General features: G+C 58.6%; 20 protein-coding genes. 12 read left to right on the top strand and 8 right to left on the bottom strand.

The window, feature by feature from the left end; translation table 11 throughout:
• A complete protein-coding gene (locus ACN1C3_RS09150) occupies window positions 1-1,053 on the bottom strand; it encodes a permease (protein WP_419115487.1) in 1,053 nt (350 codons plus the stop codon).
• Window positions 1,054-1,146: 93 nt separating this feature from the next.
• A complete protein-coding gene (locus ACN1C3_RS09145; RefSeq protein WP_419115486.1) occupies window positions 1,147-1,821 on the bottom strand; it encodes a histidine phosphatase family protein in 675 nt (224 codons plus the stop codon).
• A gap of 249 nt (window positions 1,822-2,070) precedes the next feature.
• Between ACN1C3_RS09145 and ACN1C3_RS09140 the strand changes: the two genes are divergently transcribed.
• A complete protein-coding gene (locus tag ACN1C3_RS09140; RefSeq protein WP_419115485.1) occupies window positions 2,071-2,769 on the top strand; it encodes a glutathione S-transferase C-terminal domain-containing protein in 699 nt (232 codons plus the stop codon).
• A 24-nt stretch (window positions 2,770-2,793) separates the two neighbouring features.
• Window positions 2,794-3,636 carry a PhzF family phenazine biosynthesis protein gene (locus ACN1C3_RS09135; RefSeq protein WP_419115484.1) on the top strand — a complete coding sequence of 281 codons (843 nt, stop codon included), beginning with the start codon at window positions 2,794-2,796 and terminating at the stop codon, window positions 3,634-3,636.
• Window positions 3,637-3,648: 12 nt separating this feature from the next.
• Here the strand turns inward: ACN1C3_RS09135 and ACN1C3_RS09130 are convergent, their stop codons facing one another.
• Window positions 3,649-4,008, bottom strand: coding sequence for a winged helix-turn-helix transcriptional regulator (locus tag ACN1C3_RS09130; RefSeq protein WP_419115483.1), 360 nt, complete (start codon window positions 4,006-4,008; stop codon window positions 3,649-3,651).
• A gap of 98 nt (window positions 4,009-4,106) precedes the next feature.
• Between ACN1C3_RS09130 and ACN1C3_RS09125 the strand changes: the two genes are divergently transcribed.
• From ACN1C3_RS09125 to hemB, 3 genes are all read left to right on the top strand, one after another.
• Complete coding sequence (locus tag ACN1C3_RS09125; RefSeq protein ID WP_419115482.1) at window positions 4,107-4,436, top strand: nuclear transport factor 2 family protein; 330 nt, start codon at window positions 4,107-4,109, stop codon at window positions 4,434-4,436.
• Window positions 4,433-5,212, top strand: coding sequence for an SDR family oxidoreductase (locus ACN1C3_RS09120; protein WP_419115481.1), 780 nt, complete (start codon window positions 4,433-4,435; stop codon window positions 5,210-5,212). Before ACN1C3_RS09125 ends, ACN1C3_RS09120 begins: the two co-directional genes overlap by 4 nt.
• A gap of 134 nt (window positions 5,213-5,346) precedes the next feature.
• Window positions 5,347-6,321 (top strand): porphobilinogen synthase, encoded by a 975-nt coding sequence (gene hemB / locus ACN1C3_RS09115; protein ID WP_419115480.1) that lies wholly within the window; start codon window positions 5,347-5,349, stop codon window positions 6,319-6,321.
• A 16-nt stretch (window positions 6,322-6,337) separates the two neighbouring features.
• On the opposite strand, the gene ACN1C3_RS09110 is transcribed toward hemB, so the two are convergent.
• Window positions 6,338-7,228 carry a LysR family transcriptional regulator gene (locus ACN1C3_RS09110; RefSeq protein ID WP_419115479.1) on the bottom strand — a complete coding sequence of 297 codons (891 nt, stop codon included), beginning with the start codon at window positions 7,226-7,228 and terminating at the stop codon, window positions 6,338-6,340.
• A gap of 168 nt (window positions 7,229-7,396) precedes the next feature.
• On the opposite strand from ACN1C3_RS09110, the gene ACN1C3_RS09105 reads away from it, so the two are divergent.
• From ACN1C3_RS09105 to ACN1C3_RS09085, 5 genes are all read left to right on the top strand, one after another.
• Window positions 7,397-8,479, top strand: a complete 1,083-nt coding sequence (locus ACN1C3_RS09105) for a 4-oxalomesaconate tautomerase (RefSeq protein WP_419115478.1) — start codon at window positions 7,397-7,399, stop codon at window positions 8,477-8,479.
• A 51-nt stretch (window positions 8,480-8,530) separates the two neighbouring features.
• Entirely contained in the window at window positions 8,531-9,847 is a 1,317-nt protein-coding gene (gene dctA, locus ACN1C3_RS09100; protein WP_419115477.1) for a C4-dicarboxylate transporter DctA, read from the top strand.
• Between the two features lie 136 nt (window positions 9,848-9,983).
• Window positions 9,984-11,288: a CitMHS family transporter gene (locus tag ACN1C3_RS09095; protein ID WP_419115476.1), complete on the top strand. Its 1,305-nt coding sequence runs from the start codon at window positions 9,984-9,986 to the stop codon at window positions 11,286-11,288.
• A 91-nt stretch (window positions 11,289-11,379) separates the two neighbouring features.
• Window positions 11,380-12,633: an OprD family porin gene (locus ACN1C3_RS09090; RefSeq protein ID WP_419115475.1), complete on the top strand. Its 1,254-nt coding sequence runs from the start codon at window positions 11,380-11,382 to the stop codon at window positions 12,631-12,633.
• A gap of 124 nt (window positions 12,634-12,757) precedes the next feature.
• Complete coding sequence (locus tag ACN1C3_RS09085) at window positions 12,758-13,333, top strand: antibiotic biosynthesis monooxygenase (RefSeq protein WP_419115474.1); 576 nt, start codon at window positions 12,758-12,760, stop codon at window positions 13,331-13,333.
• Between the two features lie 19 nt (window positions 13,334-13,352).
• Here the strand turns inward: ACN1C3_RS09085 and ACN1C3_RS09080 are convergent, their stop codons facing one another.
• Window positions 13,353-14,885 (bottom strand): FAD-dependent monooxygenase, encoded by a 1,533-nt coding sequence (locus ACN1C3_RS09080; protein ID WP_419115473.1) that lies wholly within the window; start codon window positions 14,883-14,885, stop codon window positions 13,353-13,355.
• Window positions 14,886-15,055: 170 nt separating this feature from the next.
• Here ACN1C3_RS09080 and ACN1C3_RS09075 point away from each other — a divergent pair, with 170 nt between their 5' ends.
• Window positions 15,056-16,150: a DUF1615 domain-containing protein gene (locus ACN1C3_RS09075; protein WP_419115472.1), complete on the top strand. Its 1,095-nt coding sequence runs from the start codon at window positions 15,056-15,058 to the stop codon at window positions 16,148-16,150.
• A gap of 94 nt (window positions 16,151-16,244) precedes the next feature.
• On the opposite strand, the gene ACN1C3_RS09070 is transcribed toward ACN1C3_RS09075, so the two are convergent.
• On the bottom strand, window positions 16,245-16,682 hold the full coding sequence (locus ACN1C3_RS09070) for a phage infection protein (protein WP_419115471.1): 438 nt from the start codon (window positions 16,680-16,682) through the stop codon (window positions 16,245-16,247).
• A gap of 153 nt (window positions 16,683-16,835) precedes the next feature.
• Complete coding sequence (locus ACN1C3_RS09065; protein ID WP_419115470.1) at window positions 16,836-17,753, bottom strand: LysR family transcriptional regulator; 918 nt, start codon at window positions 17,751-17,753, stop codon at window positions 16,836-16,838.
• Between the two features lie 244 nt (window positions 17,754-17,997).
• Here ACN1C3_RS09065 and ACN1C3_RS09060 point away from each other — a divergent pair, with 244 nt between their 5' ends.
• The gene (locus ACN1C3_RS09060; protein WP_419115469.1) at window positions 17,998-18,213 is read left to right on the top strand and encodes a hypothetical protein; all 216 of its coding nucleotides are present in this window, start codon (window positions 17,998-18,000) and stop codon (window positions 18,211-18,213) included.
• A 156-nt stretch (window positions 18,214-18,369) separates the two neighbouring features.
• On the opposite strand, the gene ACN1C3_RS09055 is transcribed toward ACN1C3_RS09060, so the two are convergent.
• Window positions 18,370-19,272, bottom strand: a complete 903-nt coding sequence (locus ACN1C3_RS09055; protein WP_419115468.1) for a LysR substrate-binding domain-containing protein — start codon at window positions 19,270-19,272, stop codon at window positions 18,370-18,372.
• Between the last annotated feature and the right edge of the window lie 9 nt (window positions 19,273-19,281).

Below are 19,281 nucleotides of genomic sequence, written 5' to 3'. Positions count from 1 at the left end.
TTAAAGCAGCGCTGCACCCACCAGGCCGCAGATTACACCGATCAGCATGGTCAGCACCGCCACGGCCACCAGCACCCGGGTGTCGAAGTCCTTGCGCAGCATCAGCAGCGACGGCAGGCTGATGCTCGGCAAGGTCATCAGCAGCGCGACCGCCGGGGCGGTGCCCATGCCCATGGCCATCATGGTTTGTACGATCGGGATTTCTGCGGCAGTGGGGATCATGAATAGCGTGCCGACGATGGCCAGCGGCACCAGCCAGAGCAGGCTGTCGGCCATCGCGCCATCGACGTGGGGGAACATCCAGACGCGGGCGGCGCCCAGCACCAGAACGGCCAGGATATAGACCGGAATAGTGCTCCAGAACAGCTGCCACAAGGTCCGCCCCCAGCGCGTCAGGAACGGTTGTGAGTCTATTGTGCTGGCTTCAGCCACGGCGTCCAGCGCTGCTTCAGGCATGTGATCGGGGCCAGAGATGCGTTGCGCCACCAAGGACACGACCAGGACCAATACGATGCCTGCCACCAGCCGCAGTGCGGTAAAACCCCAACCCAGCACGAAGCCCATGAACACCAGCGTCGCGGGGTTCAGCACCGGGTTGGCGATCCAGAACGCCAGCGCCGCGCCGACTGATACTTGCTGACGACGCATGCCTGCAGCCACTGGCGCAGCGCAGCAGGTGCACATCATCCCCGGCAGCGCGAATAGCCCGCCGCGCAAGGTCGAGGCAAAACCGGCGCGGCCGAACAGCCGCAGCAGCCAGTCCCGCGGGATCAGTACTTGCAACAGCGAACCGAGGATCACCGCCAGGACTGCGGCTTTCCAGATCGCCAGGAAATACACCTTGGCGTAGGCCAAGGCAGCGGCCAGCGGTTGGGTCTGTTGATCGTTGAGGATCGATGCGCCAATGCTGTGATTGTCGGCGGCTACGAAGGCCTTGAGGTAGTACGGGGACCATTTGACGTAATAGAGGCCAATGCAGGCCACCAGCACGAACAGGATGGGTTTCCACCAGAGCGACAAGCCCCGAGCGGGGACTGCGGAGGAGATGGGCATGGAGGGGATCCGGGCAGTAAGGAATTACGGTGCATCATAGCTCACCGCAGTTAACCCTGTTGATCCCACTGCATGTGGGCTGCAGTCGATAGTTTATGTCGGACAATCCTGCGACCCATTGTCCAGCCCTTGCTTGTAGCTGTGGCTGACCAAGGTGGCCTTACCGTTATGCCAGGTCAGCGTCAGCACATACAGCGAGTCGAAATCGTTGGACTCCCAGTCTTCGATAATGGGGCGTTTTTCGCCGACGGCCTCTTTAGCCACTGTGTTGATCAATTTGGGCAGGTAGCCGTGGGACCAGGCGGTGTAGATGATCGAGTTGTGGTACTTGTTCTGCAGCAATTCGTCGGCCAGATCGCTGGTGTCGTTGGCCGAGAAACTGATGTTCACCGGCAACCCGAGTTTTATCGCGCTGGGATTGATCGTCATTAAAGGGCGGATGTAACTGTAAGCGTTGTCCTGTTCGCCTTCCTTGACATTACGCGTCGGGTTGGCGGCAAACACGTAATTGGCCTTGCCGAACTTTTCCGGCAACAACGTCGCCAGATCAATGGCGCGGTTCAGGCCTTGGCAATTCAACTGCCCAAGGCCGCCAGCGGGTTTTTCGGCATGGCGCAGGAACACCAGGGTCTGGGTTCCGTCAGCCGGTTGCGCACGGGTTTCACTGGCCTCAAAGGCCAGGAACAACGCGCCAGCCACCAGCAGCGCAGCAAAGAAAATATAAGAGCGGTGTTTCAAGTGTTTGGTGATATTCCCTGGAATCTTCATTGAATAGTTGATCTTCCGCGTATTCGATTAAGGCTGACTAGCCTGTCCACCGCGAGCGTGCGGTGTTGTGTGGTTTTCCATGTCATTGAGGGCGTACGTTATCCGAGCTGAAGAATGGCGGATGGGGAGGTTATCGACAACCCGTTTTGGAATTTAGAAGAGCCGATAGGGCTGTGTCTATAATCAGCCCGCCGTGACAACCCCGCGCGCGGCTCAATCCTCAAACAACACCGTCATTGGACATTCACCATGACCGATCTCTCTACGTTCCCCATCACCCAAAAATGGCCTGCCCAGTACCCTGAGTGGATCCAGCTCTATTCCTTGCCGACCCCCAACGGCGTCAAGGTGTCGATCATGCTCGAAGAGATCGGGCTGCCTTACGAGCCGCACCGTGTGGGCTTTGACACCCACGATCAACTGTCTCCCGAGTTCATGTCGCTCAACCCCAACAACAAAATCCCGGCGATCATCGACCCGCACGGCCCGGGCGATCAACCGCTGGCACTGTTCGAGTCCGGCGCCATTCTGATCTACCTCGCCGACAAAAGCGGGCAACTCCTGGCTCAAGAGTCGGCGGCGCGCTACGAGACGATCCAGTGGCTGATGTTTCAGATGTCGGGTATTGGCCCGATGTTTGGCCAGGTCGGCTTCTTCAACAAGTTTGCCGGCAAGGATTTCGAAGACAAACGCCCCCGCGACCGTTATGTCGCAGAGACCAAGCGTCTGCTGAATGTGCTTGAAGCGCGCCTGATCGGCCGCAACTGGATCATGGGCGATCGTTACACCATCGCTGATATTGCGACCTTCCCATGGGTGCGCAACCTGATCGGGTTTTACGAGGCCGGGGATCTGGTGGGCATCAAGGACTATCCCAATGTCTTGCGGGTGCTGGAGCGCTTCGTGGCACGGCCGGCGGTTGTGCGCGGTCTCGAAATTCCCAAGTAATTTTCATCATGACCAGGATGGACAATGAGTCAATTCGATTTCAAACAAGTGGACGTCTTCAGTCGCAGGCCGCTCAAGGGCAATCCCCTGGCTGTGGTGTTCGGCGCTGACGAGCTGAGCGATGAGCGCATGGCCGCTTTCGCGAGCTGGACCAACCTCAGCGAAACTACGTTCGTGCTGGAACCGCGTGATCCCCGGGCCGACTACCGGGTGCGGATCTTCACCACCTTGCAAGAGCTGCCGTTCGCCGGCCATCCGACCCTCGGGACTTGCCATGCCTGGCTTGAGGCCGGAGGAATTCCCAAAGGCGAGGAGATCATTCAGGAATGCGGCGTCGGCCTGGTGCGGATCCGTCGACAGGGTGACGATCTTGCCTTTCTCGCACCACCGTTGCTGAGATCCGGTCCCGTGGACGCTGATCTGGTGGAGCGTGTTCGTCTTGGGCTGGGTCTGGAGGAGGGGACGATTACGGATGCGCAGTGGGTCGACAACGGTGCCGGTTGGTTGGTGCTGATGCTCGCTGATCGTGCGCAGGTGTTGGCGTTGGAGCCCGATTATGCGCAGTTGCGTGGGCTGGCCGTGGGCGTTATCGCACCCTGCTGCCCAGAGCGGGACGACATTGATGCGCAGTTTGAAGTGCGCGCGTTCATTTCCGGTGACGGTGCGCCTGAAGATCCTGCCACCGGCAGCCTGAATGCTGGCGTCGCACAATGGCTATTGAGCAAAGGCCTGGCGCCCTCGTCTTACGTGGTGAGCCAGGGCCTGACAATGGGCCGTGCCGGGAGAATTCATGTCGAGCAGATCGGCGATGAGATCTGGATCGGCGGTTCGACGGTGACCTGTATCGAGGGCACGTTGAGCCTTTAGCAAGGGACGATCTTAGTGGATGTCGCTTGCGCCGGATATGCCTTCAGAGACCGGCCCAAGCGCTGCCCACTTCAACAGCGCATCCAGCACCGGACACAGGCTCTGGCCCCATTCTGTCATCCGGTATTCGACTTTCGGTGGCACGTGCGGATATACCGTGCGCTGCACAATGCCTGCGGCTTCCAGCTGACGCAGTTGCTGAGCGAGCATTTTTTGCGAGATATCGGGGATCAAGCGCTCGAACTCGGAAAAGCGCTGCACCTGGCCACCGAACAGGTGGAAAAGGATTACCAGTTTCCAGCGTCCTTCCAGTTGTTTGAGCGCGGTTTCCACAGCGTTCGCCGCGGTAGCCGGGGTATAGACCTTACTCATGGGTGCCTGACTTACCTTTTCGTGCGTTCTTGTCAGGGATAAACCTATAGCGCACATTCAGGCCATGCAACCCTCACTGAACAATCGAGGAAAGAGCGATGAGCATTGTGCTGCCTGAACCCCTTGCCGAGTATTTTTCGGGTGAGAAAACCACCGATTCCACTGTCATAGAACGCTGTTTTGCCAGCGACGCCAAGGTCCGCGATGAAGGGCAGGTGTATCAGGGACTGGACGCCATTAAAGCCTGGAAACAAGCGGCACAGGCCAAGTACCGCTATAGCGTCGAGCCCCTGAGTGTCTCGCAAGAGGAAGGCACTACGCTGGTGCGCGCCCGGCTCGCCGGAAATTTCCCGGGCAGCCCGGTCGAGGTCACTTACCGCTTTGTCCTGCAACAGGGCCGGATTGTTTCGCTGGGGATTGGCTCATGAATGCCGAACTGGAGTTGCAAGGTCTGCGCGCACTGGTCACCGGCGGCACCAAAGGTATCGGCGAGGCGGTGGTCAAGCGTCTGCGTGAATGCGGCGCAACGGTGCTGACCACCGCGCGCTCCCGGCCTGAGAATCTTGCGGATGACGCATTTGTCGTGGCCGATGTGTCCACGGCAGAAGGCTGCGCCAGGGTCGCAAAAGCTGTCAGCGAGCGTTTTGGCGCGCTCGACATTATTGTTCACGTGGTGGGCGGTTCCTCTGCGCCGGCCGGTGGTTTCGCGGTGCTGGATGATCAGCAATGGCAGCACGCACTGGATCAGAATCTATTGGCGGCGGTACGCCTGGATCGCGCACTGCTTCCCGGGATGCTTGCCCAAGGCTCCGGTGTGATTGTTCATGTCACCTCGATTCAGCGCCAACTGCCGCTGCCGGAGTCAACGACCGCCTACGCGGCGGCCAAGGCCGCGCTCTCGACTTACAGCAAAAGCCTATCTAAAGAAGTCAGCCCCCAAGGCGTGCGGGTGGTACGGGTCGCACCGGGCTGGGTGGAAACCGATGCCGCAGTGAGGCTGGTCCAGGAAGTGGCCCGACAAAGCGGTACGGACGAAGAGGGTGGCCGGCAGATCATCATGAATTCATTGGGCGGTATTCCGTTGGGTCGACCGGCAAAACCGTCTGAAGTCGCCGATCTGATTGCCTTTCTGGTTTCCTCGCGTGCAGGGTCGATTACCGGCACGGAATACGTGATCGATGGCGGGACCATCCCTACGGCGTAACCCGCCATTGTTACGAAAACGGTAATAAACTCTTTCTGAAGTGACGTTTGTGTCGTTCCGGGAGGCGGGCATAAGCTCTCATCCCTCAAGACGTTCGTCTCGTTTACATCCTTGGCCTCCCTTCAGGAAAACCAATGTCCAGCCAGTTCCCAGAAGCACGTCCACGTCGTCTGCGACGTTCCGCCAGCCTGCGCAGCCTGTTCCAGGAAACCGAGTTCACACTGAACGATCTGGTGCTGCCGATTTTCGTTGAGGAAGAAATCGACGAATTTGTCCCGATCAAAAGCATGCCCGGCGTGATGCGTATTCCTGAGTCGAAACTGGCGGGCGAAATCGAGCGTTATGCGCGGGCCGGCATCAAGTCGGTGATGACCTTCGGCGTGTCTCATCATTTGGATGGCGCGGGCAGCGATACGTGGAATGAGCGCGGTCTGGTCTCGCGCATGGCGAGCATCTGCAAGGATGCGGTGCCGGACATGATCGTCATGTCCGACACCTGCTTTTGCGAGTACACCGATCACGGCCATTGCGGCGTGATGCACGGTGAGGAGGTCGACAACGACAAAACGCTGATCAACCTGGGCAAACAGGCGGTCGCGGCGGCCCGTGCCGGGGCGGATATCATTGCACCGTCTGCGGCCATGGACGGCCAAGTCCAGGCCATCCGCCGGGCCCTCGACGAGGCTGGTTTCAGCAACACTGCGATCATGGCCTACTCGACCAAATTCGCTTCGGCGCTCTATGGCCCGTTCCGCGAAGCCGGCGGCAGCGCGCTCAAGGGCGACCGCAAAAGCTACCAGATGAACCCGATGAATCGCCGCGAAGCGGTGCGCGAGTCGCTACTGGATGAACAGGAAGGTGCCGACGCCTTGATGGTCAAACCCGCGGGCGCTTATCTGGACATCATCCGCGATATTCGTGAGGCCTCGCGGCTGCCGTTGGCGGCTTATCAGGTGAGTGGCGAATACGCGATGATCAAGTTCGCCGCTGCGGCTGGCGCGATAGACGAAGAACGGATCGTTCGAGAAAGCCTGGGCGCGATCAAACGCGCGGGTGCGGACCTGATCTTCACCTACTTTGCGATGGATTTGGCATTGAGCGGGATTTGACCTGAGGCCAGCACAATCAATGCGGCCACTGCTCCAACAGTATGGACACGAACTTTTCCGCCGCTGGCGATAACGACGCGCCCCGTCGATAGACCAGGCCCAGGGTTCGGTTGACCACCGGTTCTATCAGCGGGACGCTCACCAGTGTTGGATGGTCAGCCGCAGGCATTGCCAGGCTGGGCATGGCGGAGACGCCCAAACCGGCTTCGACCATACCCAGTGATGTTGATAAGTGCTGCACCTCGTAAAACCACTGAGGGCGCCAGCTCAGGCCTGACAGGGCATGGTCCAGCAACATCCGGTTTCCGCTCAGGCGCCCAACGCCGATCAGGCGGTAAGCACTCAGCTCGGACCAGGTGACGGAGGTTCGCTCAGCCAATTCATGATCGCGGCGGCAGGCCAGCACAAACGGTTCGTTGACCAAGGACACGAACTCGATGTCCGGGTGCTGGCCGCTCATCATGTTGATACCAAAATCCGCTTCGCCTCGCAGCACCGCTTCCAGCCCTTCGTTGGCACTGAGATCCAGCAGGCGTATGCGAATTTTCGGGTATCGCTCGTTGTAAAGACGAATCACCGACGGCAAGAAATAGAACGCGGCGGTAGGAATACAGGCCAGGGTCACCTGGCCGATTTGCCGTTCCGCCAGCTCGCGGATGTTCAGGATCGAATCGTCAAAGTCATCCAGCAGTCGCCGTGCTTTTGGCAGAAAGTCGCGCCCGACGCTGGTCAGGCTGACTTTGCGGGTGGTTCTGTCCAGGAGCATGGTGCCCAAGCCCTCTTCAAGCTTTTTTATCCGCCTGCTCAGTGCTGGTTGAGACAGATGCAAGGCGTCCGCAGCCTCATGGAAACTGCCGAGCTCGGCGATTTTCACGAAAGATCGGATATCTTGAAGTTCATATTCCATTTTTTATCTCTTCAGAAGAGGACTGCTGACGACGTGGCGAACTTTAATTATTTCATGCGTCAAACACAATAATAGCTCTGATATTTGCATTGGAAACACTTTTAAAACCCTGACACTCTTGTTTCCAAGACATCAATTGCCCCGATTGATCAACAAGAGTCAGTGGCTATGCAACGAATTCCTTGTGTACTGATGCGCGGTGGTACCTCAAAAGGACCGGTATTTCTGGCCTGGGATCTGCCTGTATCGATTGAAGAACGCGATGAGCTGTTGCTCTCTGTGATGGGCTCCGGCCACGAACTTGAAATCGATGGCATCGGTGGCGGAAGTCCGCAAACCAGCAAGGTCGCAATCGTCAGTCCTTCTTTGCACCCTGATGCCGATGTCGACTATCTGTTCGTGCAGGTCATGGTTTCGCAGCGTCGGGTGGATACCGCGCCCAACTGCGGCAACATGTTGTGTGCAGTAGGGCCTTTCGCAATCGAGCAGGGCTTGGTCAAGGCTGTCAGCAATCTGACCCGTGTGCGCATTCGCAATCTCAATACCGGGACGTTCGTCACCTCCGATGTGCAGACACCGGATGGCAAAGTCAGCTACGAAGGCGAGACTGCCATCGATGGCGTGCCTGGCACAGCGGCCCCGGTTCAACTGACATTCCTTGATGCCGCCGGCAGCAAGACCGGCAAGCTGTTTCCGACCGGGCAGACCCTGGACTGGTTCGATGGTATCCCGGTGACCTGTATCGACATGGCCATGCCGATGCTGATCATCGAAGCCAGGCACCTTGGCAAGCGCGGTGACGAGACACCGGCCGAACTGGATGCGGACAAGGACTTCCTGCGTCGCCTGGAGGCGTTGCGTTTGCGTGCGGGTATGGCCATGGGCCTGGGCGACGTCAGCGACAAGGTCATTCCCAAGCCAGTGCTGGTTTCACCGGCCAAGGCCGGGGGCACCTTGCAGGTTCGCTACTTTATGCCGCACAACTGCCATCGTGCTTTGGCGATCACCGGTTCTATCGGGCTGGCAACGGCCTGCGTCAGCGAGGGCAGTGTGGTTGCGCAGATGCTCGGTGCGACCACCGAGCCTCGCGTGCAACAGGTTCGGATAGAACACCCCAGTGGCGGAATCGATGTCGTATTGTCCTACACAGGCACAAACGGTGAGACCATTCGCGCTTCGGTCGTTCGTACCGCACGAAGGCTGTTTTCTGGCTTTGTGTACGCACCTGTTTCTCAACGACTCGCCAGCTAATCCTCGTACCGCACGCAGTCACTGCAGTTCTGCATCAGAACAATTCTAAAAATGGGTGATGCCATGAAAGTCGTTAAATCGCTGTACTTCCAGATCATCTGTGCCGTGCTCCTGGGCGTGGTGGTCGGCCACTTCTGGGCCCAGCAAGCCATCGCCCTGAAACCACTGGGTGATGCTTTCATCAAACTGATCAAGATGATGATTGCGCCGGTGGTGTTCTGCACTATCGTGACCGGCATTGCCGGGATGAGTGACAAGCGTTCCCTCGGGCGCCTGCTGAGCAAGACTATGCTGCTGTTTCTGGGGCTGACCGTGATCAGCCTGATCATCGGTCTGGTGGCGGTCTATGTGTTTAAACCGGGCGTGGGCATGAATATCGATCCGAGCCAGTTGAGCACGTCCGGGCTGACGCAATACACCGAGTCCGCCGCCAAGCTGGGCGTGGTCGAGTTTTTCATGCACATCATTCCGGACACCTTTATCGGAGCCTTCAACAAGGGTGAAGTCCTGCCGGTGTTGTTCATTGCGGTGCTCTGCGGTTTTGCCTTGTCCTCGCTGGGCGAGCGCGGCAAGCCGGTGCTCGATGTGCTTGAGTCCGCGTCGCAGATGGTCTTCAAGATATTTTCCTACCTGATGCGTTTTGCTCCAATCGGTGCTTTTGGCGCTCTGGCGTTCACCGTCGGAGAATACGGCATCACTTCGCTGGGCTCGCTGGCCAAGTTGATCATGACCCTGTACATCGCCTGCGGCTTCTTTGTCTTCGTGGTGCTGGGCAGCATCTGTCGTGCCCATGGCTTCAGCTTGTGGAAACTGCTGCGTTACTTGCGTGAAGAGTTTTTGGTGGTGCTCGGGACGTCGTCCACCGAGCCGGTCATGCCGCGCATGCTGGAAAAACTTCAGGCGCTGGGTTGCAGCAAAGGCGTAGTGGGTCTGGTGTTGCCAACCGGGTATTCGTTCAACCTTGACGGTACGGCGATCTACCTGTCGTTGGCAGCCGTGTTCATCGCTCAGGCGTGCAACATCGACCTCACACTGACGCAAACCCTGACCATGCTGGCGATCATGTTGCTGTCCTCCAAAGGCGCGGCGGGGGTGACAGGCAGTGGCTTCGTCGCACTGGCGTCCACGCTCAGCGTGATCCATGACATTCCGCTGGCAGGGCTGGCGTTGCTGATCGGCATCGACCGCTTCATGTCCGAAGCCCGGGCGCTGACCAGCCTGGCGAGCAACGCCGTGGCGACAGTGGTGATTTCGCTGTCCGAGAACGCCTGCGACCGCGAAGTCTTGCTCCAGGCACTCGACGGAAAAATAGCTCTGCCTGCGGCTGATCAAGCGTGGGACCGCGTCGAGGCGCCCAAACACATCTAGTCGTCTGCGGGGCGCTGCAAAAAAACTCAAAACATAAAGACCTGCTGCCAGGCGCCGTTTATCGCGTCGCCTGGCGGGCACGGGCTCGTTCGCCTTCACGTCGGCCACGCTATCTATAACAACAAGAGAGATGTCTATGCTTGCTTTACTCGGCTTGGCCATGGTGGTCGTGTTCACCTACCTGATCATGACCAAGCGTTTGTCCCCGATCGTTGCCTTGACGATCGTGCCCATCGTATTTGCCGTGATTGGTGGTTTTGGTGGCACCACCGGAAAGATGATGCTCGACGGCCTGAAAACGGTCGCACCTTCTGCGGCACTCTTGCTGTTCGCCATTCTGTTTTTTGGTTTGATGATCGACTCGGGGCTGTTCGATCCCCTGATCAGAAAGATCCTCAAGCGAGTCAATGGCGACCCGATGAAAATTGCCGTCGGCACCGCGCTGCTGTCTCTGACCGTGGCCCTGGATGGCGACGGCACCACCACCTACATGATCACCTGCGCCGCAATGCTTCCGTTGTACAAGCGTATCGGTATGAATCCTATGATTCTGGCGACGATTTCCATGCTCTCACTCAGCATCATGAGCGGCATGACGCCTTGGGGCGGTCCGGCTACGCGAGCGATTGCCGCGCTGGGGCTCGATGCCGGGGCGTACTTCATCCCGTTGTTGCCGACCATGATCGGCGGTGCACTGTGGGTGGTTTTTACTGCGTTTCTGTTGGGTCGAGCCGAGCGTAAACGTATCGGTAGCACCCAATTGCAGAGCGGCGGCGGGGACTGCTACATCGAGGCAATTCTTGAAGACACGCCGCACAAACGGCCAAAATTGGCCTACGTGAACCTGTTGCTGGTGATCGCGGTCATGACCGCGCTGGTCATGGGCCTGATGCACTCGGCGATCCTGTTTCTGATCGGCTTCGTCCTGGCGCTGCTGATCAACTACCCGCAACTGGACATTCAGAAAGAACGCATCCTTGCTCACTCGGGCAATGCCATGACCGTGGTGCTGCTGGTGTTCGCGGCGGGCATCTTCGCCGGCATTTTCTCGGGCACCAAAATGGTCGACGCCCTGGCGCAAACACTGGTCGACTGGATCCCGCCGTCCTGGGGTCATCTGTTTCCGTTGGTGGTTGCGATCACCAGTATGCCGCTGACCTTCGTCCTGTCCAACGATGCCTACTATTTTGGCGTGGTGCCGATCCTGGCCAATGCTGCCGCAGCCTATGGCATCAGCCCGGTGGAGATCGCCCGGGCCTCGATTCTGGGCCAGCCGGTCCATCTGATGAGCCCGTTGGTGGCCTCGACCTTGTTGTTGGTCGGCATGGTCGACCGCGACATCGGTGACTTCCAGAAAGCCACCGTCAAATGGGCCGTGCTCACCTCTCTGGTGGTTACGGTGCTCGCCTTGCTGACCGGCGCTTTGACGCTACTCGCCTGACTTCCTGATTCACCCCGGTGTTTTCCCACGCGCCCCTCCAGCAGGGCGTGCGGCGACGTGCATCCTCTATAACAACAATGAGTAGTTCGACATGACCAGTTTTCTGACCCGTGGGGCCATCCTTCCTCTTCTGAGCCTGTTGCCAGTGGCCGGTGCCGGCGCCACCGACTTCATTGACGACAGCAAGTTGAAGCTGCAATTGCGCAATGTCTACATCAATGAAAATTTCCGTGATGAGCACGGCTTGAGTGCGCGTTCTGCTCGCACCGCCAAGAGTGAACGCACGGAATGGGCTCAAGGCTTTCTGCTCGATTTTCAGTCGGGCTTTACCCCAGGAACCGTCGGCTTTGGTGTCGATGCCCTGGGCTTGCTCGGGGTCAAACTCGACTCCGGGCGCGGGCGCAGCGGCACTGGTTTGTTGCCGGTACATGACGATGGCCGCGCTGCCGACGAATTCTCTAGTGCAGGGCTGACGGCCAAGGCGAAGCTGGCTAAAACCACAGTCAAATATGGCACCTTGCTGCCCAAAACCCCCGTGTTGATCTACAACGATGCACGCTTGTTACCGCAGACCTATGAAGGTGCCCAAATCACCAGCACCGATATCGACAATCTGACCCTCACGGGCGGTCACCTCGATCAATTCAAATTGAGGGACTCCAGCGACAGCCGCTCGATCGTTCCAGATGGCTACTCAGGCACCAAGGGGGGCGATTTCAGTTTTGCCGGGGCCGATTACAAACTCGGCAAAAACATACGCCTCAGTTATTTTTACGGGGAACTGGAAAACTTCTACCGCCAGAACTTTGCCGGTATCCAGCACGATCTGCCCTTGGGCTCCGGCGTACTGACCAGTGACTTGCGTTACTTCCACAGTTCCGATGCCGGGACTGCCTATGGCGGCAAGATCGACAACGATATGCTCAGCGGCCAGCTTTCCTATGCCATCTCCGGCCACGCCCTGGGTGCCGGTTATCAAAAACTCAGCGGTGACGCAGGTTTGCCCTTTGTCAACGGGGCCACCGTCTACTCGTTCAGTAACGTCGGCGTCGGCAAGTTCATTGAGGAGGACGAAAAAACCTGGATGCTCAGTTATGGCTACGACTTTGCGCCGCTCGGGATGCCGGGGCTGACGTTCATGACCCGCTATTTGAAAGGCGACGATGGCAAGTCGAACTCAAACGTTCGCGAATGGGAGCGCGATGCGGAGGTGGCCTATGTCGTCCAGAGTGGCACTTTCAAAGGGCTGGGGGTGAAACTGCGCAACTACGTGTACCGCTCGGACTTCTCCCGTGGTCGCGACAGTAATCGAGTGTATTTCACCTATGACATCGCGCTCTGGTAAGGCGCTGCGTTGTGCCATAAACGCTGGGCGTTGTACTGGGGCGTTCGTCAAAACCGACAACGCCCAGGCCTGTCTCCTGGCTTGGACTAAGCTGATCCACGATCACGATCGGGAGGAGCCAGGCATGAACATCGAGGTATCGGATGGGGTGGTAACGCTGCTGGTGCGGCACAGAGTCAAACAGGGCCGGGATGAGGAGTATGAAGCCTGGTTGCGCCGCACTATCGCGATTGCCCGTGGTTATCCGGGGCATCTGGGCATTGATGTGATGCGCGGGCAAAACGGTGGGCTGGCACTGTTCACCTCTGTGTTGCGCTTCGCCTCGACTGCGCAATTGCAGCACTGGCTGGATTCGGAAGATCGCCAGCAGTTGGTATCAGAAGCGCAGCCACTGTTGGCCGATGGTGATCAAATCGAAGTCAACGCCGACCGTGAGTTCTGGTTTACGCCGGTCGATGAAGGGCAAGGCCCGCCGCCTCGCTGGAAACAGGCCTGCATAACCTTTCTGGTGATCCTTCCGCTGAGTTTTTTGGTGCCGATGCTGTGGAAGCCACTGTTCGCCTGGCAACCCTGGCTGGGTGGTTACGTGCAGAGCAATGTGCTGATCACCCTGAGCATCGTGCTGTTGGTCGTCTATGTGTTCATGCCACGGGTGACCCGTCTGTTCAGCAAATGGCTGCAGCCAAGGTTGGCTCCATGATGACTAATCACATAGGCCACTAGGGCCCTGGCTGGATCCCGCGCGCGTTGAAGTAACGCTCAAGCACCTTTGGATCGCTGGACAGTTCAGCGATCGCCACGTAGGTGTCGGGTCGCAGCAGATAGAAGGCATTGCGCGCAAGACCGGCCGCTTCAGGGGCCGGTCCCCAAGGAAAAATGTGCAGCGCTATGCCGTGCTCAGTGCACCATGCAACCAATGGGTCGCTGGCAAGCCCATACACATGGACCTGCCAGGACAGGCTCGACAGGGTGTCGAAGTTGTCGAAATCGCCATCGTGCGCCCAGGGCAACCGATCACCCCCATGAACGTCGCCGGCACTGCCGGTGCTCAGGGGCATCCCTCGATAGTTCAGGGTGATCTGCGAAATCGTGCGGAACATAAATTCGCGTACCACTGCCAGTGAGGTGGCCTTGGCGAGCAGTAACGGCGCCAGGCGTGTACGCACAATGTTGGCAATGGGCCCATCGGCGGTGACGAAGCTGAACACCCGATCGGTGGTTGCCACCAGTCGCCGGGCAAATTCAATGCGCTCGGTTTCATAACTCTCCAGCAGGGTGTCCGAAGCGTTGCCCTTCAGCACGGCGGCGAGTTTCCAGGCGAGATTGATCGCATCGCCAATCCCGGTGTTCATCCCCTGACCACCGGCGGGGCTGTGGACATGCGCGGCGTCGCCCAGCAGGAACGTTCGTCCGCTGCGGAAGTGGTCCGCCACCCGGTGATGCACACGATAGGTGGAAAACCAGTTCACCTTGAGCACTTGAACCTTGAGATGCTCCATGGCCCGGCTGCTGACGTCCTCGAACTTGAGCGTCTCGGCGTGTTCGGCGCGCTCGTCGCGTACCGTCCCGATCAACCGGGCACGTCCACGACCTGCATCTGCCAGGGGGAAGATTGCGAGGAAGTCTGCTTCGTCGAGGTCCACGTGCAGTTCACCGTTGATCGGTGGACCTGCTGCGTCCACATCGGCGACATAGAAAACCTGCTGATAGGTGCCCCCGGGAAAACCCGTATTAAGGGTTTTGCGCACCGTCGAACGGGCGCCGTCGCAACCCGCGAGATAACGGGCTTCGCAGGTCTCTTCCTGCCCATGAGCGTTGATCAAGTGCGCGGTGAGGTAACCGTCGGCCTCCTCGAAGTTCTTCAGTTCGGTTTCGCGCTCGACCGAAACGCCGAACATTTCCAGACGTTCGATCAGCAGTTGTTCGTGTTCGTCCTGAGGGTACATTTCGAGGAAAGAATAAGGCGTCAGATCCTTGCCAATAGTCTCGAACGGCAAACGCGCAACCGGTTCGCCTTTGACCCAGAGGTTGGCCGCAGGCACCGTGTGACCGCGTTGCACAATGGCGTCTGCGAGGTCGAGCTGACGGTAGAGCTCTAGGGTTCGCGCCTGGACCGCCAGGGCTCGCGATGTCGTGCCTGGCACGGCGGTCTTGTCGAGGATCCGCACCTTGATCCGAAGCTTGCTGAGCCAGAGCGCCAGAACCAGCCCCGTCGGGCCGGCCCCGATTATCAGAACGTCACAGCGTTTCATGTCGTTGCCCTCAGGTAGAGATCAATTCCATGCCGTTGATTGTGCGCCTATGTTGCGAGTTGAGCAGTTGAATAGATTCCCGGCATTGAACAGCCATTCGACGCAAGGGTCGATATCCGCGGCGGCTTTGTTCATAGTCGCTCCATTAGCCCAACGCCATTCGGGGACACATGCGATCAAATCGATTCATCATGGGTATCGCCATGCTTCTGATGCTGGCCGGTTGCGGCAGTCAGCGCACTCAGGAGTCGCCTGCACGACCGGCCGAGGTGAAGGCGAAGATTGTTCGGCTATTGCCGGCGAAGACGGTTGATCGTGAGGGCTGGGCCACCGACATTTATGCGGCGTTCGCGGCGCAAGGCATTGCACCGACCACGGAAAACCTTTGTTCCGTGCTGGCAGTGGCTGAGCAGGAGTCCACTTTTCAGGTCGATCCTGTGGTACCAGGGCTGGGGAAAATCGCGCGGGATGAGATCGACCGCCGTGCCGCCGCCGCCCATGTTCCCGCTTTATTGGTGAGCGCCGCTTTGCAGGTTCGCTCGCCCAACGGCAAGAGTTACAGCGATCGCCTGAGTGCCGCGCGTACCGAAAAGGAGCTCAGCGCCATTTTCGACGACTTCATCGGCATGGTGCCGATGGGCCGCAGTCTCTTCGGGAACTTCAATCCGGTGCATACCGGCGGGCCGATGCAAGTCAGCATCGACTTTGCCCAATCCCAGGCACGGGCCTATCCCTATCCTGTGGAGGGTTCGATTCGCCACGAAGTGTTCAGCCGTCGCGGCGGCATGTACTTCGGTATCGCGCATTTGCTGGGTTATCCGGTGAGTTACTCCAAACCGCTGTACCGCTTCGCTGATTTCAATGCCGGTTGGTACGCCAGCCGCAATGCCGCTTTCCAGAGCGCCGTCAGTCGCGCTTCGGGCATACCCCTGGAACTTGACGGCGATCTGATCCGCCCTGGCGCCATCATGCCCGGGGCGACGGAGTTGGCGGTGCGCACCTTGGGCAAGCAATTGGACATGCGTAACCCGACGATCAGAAGTCAGCTGGAGCAGGGCAAAAGCCTCGAATTCGAAGACAGCACGCTCTACGAACGAGTGTTCGCCCTGGCCGAAAAGGCCGAAGGCAAGCCACTGCCACGGGCGGTACTGCCGGGCATCCTGCTGCAAAGCCCGAAAATCACCCGCAAACTCACTACAGCCTGGTATGCCAAACGGGTCGACGAACGTCATCAGCGCTGCATGGCTCGGGCTTCGGGCCGCTGACGGGGTAAACGGTTTTCTGCGCTTTTAGCAGCGCCCATAAAAAAAGCCCGGCTGATTAAGCCGGGCTTTTCGTTGAGTACCGCAGACAGGCCATTCATGCACGATTCTGAGTCAGACGATCGGAACCACCTTCAGCAACGCGACTTTCGATCAGACGGTCCGAACCACCTTCAGCGACGCGGCTTTCGATCAGACGATCCGAACCACCTTCAGCGACGCGGCTTTCGATCAGACGATCCGAGCCACCTTCAGCCACACGGCTCTCGATCAGACGATCCGAGCCACCTTCAGCCACACGGCTCTCGATCAGACGATCCGAACCACCTTCAGCAACGCGGCTTTCGATCAGACGATCCGAACCACCTTCAGCAACACGGCTTTCGATCAGACGATCCGAGCCACCTTCGGCGACGCGACTTTCGATCAGGCGGTCGGAACCACCTTCAGCGATGACCGGGTGAGCCGAGGAAGCAGCAAAAGCGTTGGCTGCAAGTACCGAGAAAGCAATGCTGAGGATGATTTGGCGTTTCATGGTGGTGTGCTCCGGAGTGCTATTGGTTGGGTATGGAGCGGATGTTACGCGTCAGAATTTTTATGAGAACTTCATTGGGTCGATGGTGAACATCGACGCGAATGATGGGGGGGCAGAGGTGAGAACGGCTCATTAAACCGAGCGAGGACGTTATTAAATAAACGAGTCATTCCCTTGAACCAGCCTCTTGGAAAAGTAGCTCTGTTTCAGTTTTTCGAGCCACCATCCGAGGGCGCGGCCGTCATGATCCCCTCGCCAGCCGGCGTAGAGGATATTGGGCTCTCGTGGGTCGGCCATCTGTTTTTCAATCAGCGTGCCTTTTTTCAGCAACGACCCGACCCGATGTCTCGGCAACCAGCCAACACCGAGGCCGTCGCACTGGGCCAGGATTTTCGCGCGCATGCTTGGCACGGCGAGCACAGATTGCCCTCCGGATACGCCATAGGTGCTGCCTTCAGTGGCTCTCGACGAGTCGGCTACGACAATCGCCCGGTGTTGCGCAACTATTGCCCTTGAAATCGGCTCCTTTGCTTTGGCGAGGGGATGTTTCGCCGAGACAGCGAACACCCATTCCATTTCGCCCAGTTGCATCCAGCGCAATGTCGGGATGGCCGGAGGCTCGTTGGTGGCGCCGATAATCAGATCCGCGCGGCCTTCGCGCAGGGCTTCCCAGACCCCCTTCAATACTTCATGGGTCACCCGCAGCGGCACACCGGATTCCAGCGCATCGAACTCGTGAATTGCCGGGATCAACGCTTCGAACTCCAGGAGTTCATCGGTGACGATCCACAAGCGGCTCTCCCATCCATTGGCTACCTGCTGCACTCGCTGAGTCAGTCGTGATACGTCCTGCATCAGTCGCGCAGCTTCATTCACCAATAACTCCCCGGCGGGTGTCAGTTGCAAGCGATAGCGACGCCGATCAAACAGCAGAGCGTCAAAGCGCTCTTCCAGTTGCCGCGCAGCGTAGGAGATTGTCGAAGGCGCCTTGCCAAGGCGTGCGGCGGCCCGCGACAGGCTGCCCGTTTCCCGGATGGCTTCAAGGAGGGTGAGGTCTTCAATCGACAACATGTTCCAAATCCTCGAACGAGTAGGCCATGAAGCATGGTGCGTCAATCGATTTTGATCGGTAGATGATCACTCTAAATCCGCAGCAAATCATGGGTGGACCCACTTGATCACTTCTGAGGAAAGCACCATGACTAACATTACTCGCGTTGCCGTCGTTTATCACAGTGGCTATGGCCACAACTGAAACACTGGCGAAACATTCGGGCCGTATGATCCGCGTCAACGGAAACCAAGGGTTCTAGAGATGAATCGGCCATCACGCAGCATGCGCAAACTGCTCGACTCAGTCGCCGCCAACAACGAGGCCGCGGCGCTGGATGTAATGCGCGCAACTGAGCAGCTCAAGGACGAGGTGTTGCGCCAGCGGTTGCTCAACCTGATTCACCGGCTCAATCAGGACGCCAATGACTTGCGATTGGCGCGCGACGACATCCAGGGCGGCTCCATCAAATTGGCGTGACCGGCTGCCAGCGACCCAGCGCAGCCGATCCCGACCGGCAGAAAATGGCCGGTTAGCGAGCTGTGTGGCTGGCACCGGCAGAGGGTGATCCAACCTCTGTCTGCTCTGCAATCTCCAAAGTGTCGTCTACCTCGATACCTGGGGATCGGACAGTATTTATACTCCCCATCCCTCCCTCACAGCCTTGCGAATCCCGTCCAACAACATCGCAAATGCCGGGTTGTCATTGTTCTCGCGCCAGATCAAATGCAGCTCGCTCTGTACGCCTTCCCCCAAATCGATATCACGAAACACGACGTTCTTGAACACGACGCTGGTGGCGCAGCGCGGCACCAGGGCCAATCCCATTCCCGCGTTGACCAAGGCCAGGATGGTCAGTGATGAACCGAGCCATTGCACGTATTCCGGGGCGACGCGGGCAGAGCGGAGCATGCCGGTCAGCAGTTCGTTGAACGGGGGATAGGCTGCGTGGGAGTACATGAGGAAGGGTTGGGCGTCGAGGTCTTTGACGGACACGGTTTCGGCACTGGCCAGCCGGTGGTTGCTGGGGACGGCCAATACGAACGGCTCGCGCACCAGGCATTCGGTGGCGTAGCCCGGCTCCAGCAAAGGTGCGCGGACGATGCCCAGGTCGATGCGGCGAGCGCGTAGGGCTTCGTGCTGCTGGTAGGTGTTCATCTCCGATAGATCGATTTTGACCTGAGGCTGTTTAAGCCGTGCTTCAGCGATGACCTTGGGCAGGAACTCGTATACCGCGCTGCCGACGAAACTGATGTTGACCGAGCCGATGTCCCCTTCGGCGAAGCGCCGGGCGGTCACTGCGGCTTGCTGGGCGCGCTCCAGCAGGTTCTGTGCTTCGATGAAAAATGCGCGGCCGGCGGCGGTCAGGGCGACGCTGCGGGTGGTGCGGGTGAATAGCTCGACGCCCAGGTGGTGCTCCAACAGTCGAATCTGTCGACTGAGGGGCGGTTGAGTCATGTTCAGTCGTTCGGCGGCACGACGGAAGTTGAGTTCGGTCGCCACGGTAGTGAAACAACGCAGTTGTGTTAGCTCGAACATTGATCTAAT

Source organism: Pseudomonas sp. H11T01, from assembly GCF_048515765.1.
Classification (GTDB): Bacteria; Pseudomonadota; Gammaproteobacteria; order Pseudomonadales; family Pseudomonadaceae; genus Aquipseudomonas.
The sequence above is the reverse complement of the archived record's forward strand: the minus strand, read 5'-3'. Positions and strand labels throughout refer to the sequence as shown.

Bases quoted from the DNA above. Each gene is read 5' to 3' on its own strand.
- ACN1C3_RS09150 (WP_419115487.1), bottom strand. From the start codon at position 1,053: ATGCCCATCTCCTCCGCAGTCCCCGCTCGGGGCTTGTCGCTCTGGTGG.
- ACN1C3_RS09145 (WP_419115486.1), bottom strand. From the start codon at position 1,821: ATGAAGATTCCAGGGAATATCACCAAACACTTGAAACACCGCTCTTAT.
- ACN1C3_RS09140 (WP_419115485.1), top strand. From the start codon at position 2,071: ATGACCGATCTCTCTACGTTCCCCATCACCCAAAAATGGCCTGCCCAG.
- ACN1C3_RS09135 (WP_419115484.1), top strand. From the start codon at position 2,794: ATGAGTCAATTCGATTTCAAACAAGTGGACGTCTTCAGTCGCAGGCCG.
- ACN1C3_RS09130 (WP_419115483.1), bottom strand. From the start codon at position 4,008: ATGAGTAAGGTCTATACCCCGGCTACCGCGGCGAACGCTGTGGAAACC.
- ACN1C3_RS09125 (WP_419115482.1), top strand. From the start codon at position 4,107: ATGAGCATTGTGCTGCCTGAACCCCTTGCCGAGTATTTTTCGGGTGAG.
- ACN1C3_RS09120 (WP_419115481.1), top strand. From the start codon at position 4,433: ATGAATGCCGAACTGGAGTTGCAAGGTCTGCGCGCACTGGTCACCGGC.
- hemB (WP_419115480.1), top strand. From the start codon at position 5,347: ATGTCCAGCCAGTTCCCAGAAGCACGTCCACGTCGTCTGCGACGTTCC.
- ACN1C3_RS09110 (WP_419115479.1), bottom strand. From the start codon at position 7,228: ATGGAATATGAACTTCAAGATATCCGATCTTTCGTGAAAATCGCCGAG.
- ACN1C3_RS09105 (WP_419115478.1), top strand. From the start codon at position 7,397: ATGCAACGAATTCCTTGTGTACTGATGCGCGGTGGTACCTCAAAAGGA.
- dctA (WP_419115477.1), top strand. From the start codon at position 8,531: ATGGGTGATGCCATGAAAGTCGTTAAATCGCTGTACTTCCAGATCATC.
- ACN1C3_RS09095 (WP_419115476.1), top strand. From the start codon at position 9,984: ATGCTTGCTTTACTCGGCTTGGCCATGGTGGTCGTGTTCACCTACCTG.
- ACN1C3_RS09090 (WP_419115475.1), top strand. From the start codon at position 11,380: ATGACCAGTTTTCTGACCCGTGGGGCCATCCTTCCTCTTCTGAGCCTG.
- ACN1C3_RS09085 (WP_419115474.1), top strand. From the start codon at position 12,758: ATGAACATCGAGGTATCGGATGGGGTGGTAACGCTGCTGGTGCGGCAC.
- ACN1C3_RS09080 (WP_419115473.1), bottom strand. From the start codon at position 14,885: ATGAAACGCTGTGACGTTCTGATAATCGGGGCCGGCCCGACGGGGCTG.
- ACN1C3_RS09075 (WP_419115472.1), top strand. From the start codon at position 15,056: ATGCGATCAAATCGATTCATCATGGGTATCGCCATGCTTCTGATGCTG.
- ACN1C3_RS09070 (WP_419115471.1), bottom strand. From the start codon at position 16,682: ATGAAACGCCAAATCATCCTCAGCATTGCTTTCTCGGTACTTGCAGCC.
- ACN1C3_RS09065 (WP_419115470.1), bottom strand. From the start codon at position 17,753: ATGTTGTCGATTGAAGACCTCACCCTCCTTGAAGCCATCCGGGAAACG.
- ACN1C3_RS09060 (WP_419115469.1), top strand. From the start codon at position 17,998: ATGAATCGGCCATCACGCAGCATGCGCAAACTGCTCGACTCAGTCGCC.
- ACN1C3_RS09055 (WP_419115468.1), bottom strand. From the start codon at position 19,272: ATGTTCGAGCTAACACAACTGCGTTGTTTCACTACCGTGGCGACCGAA.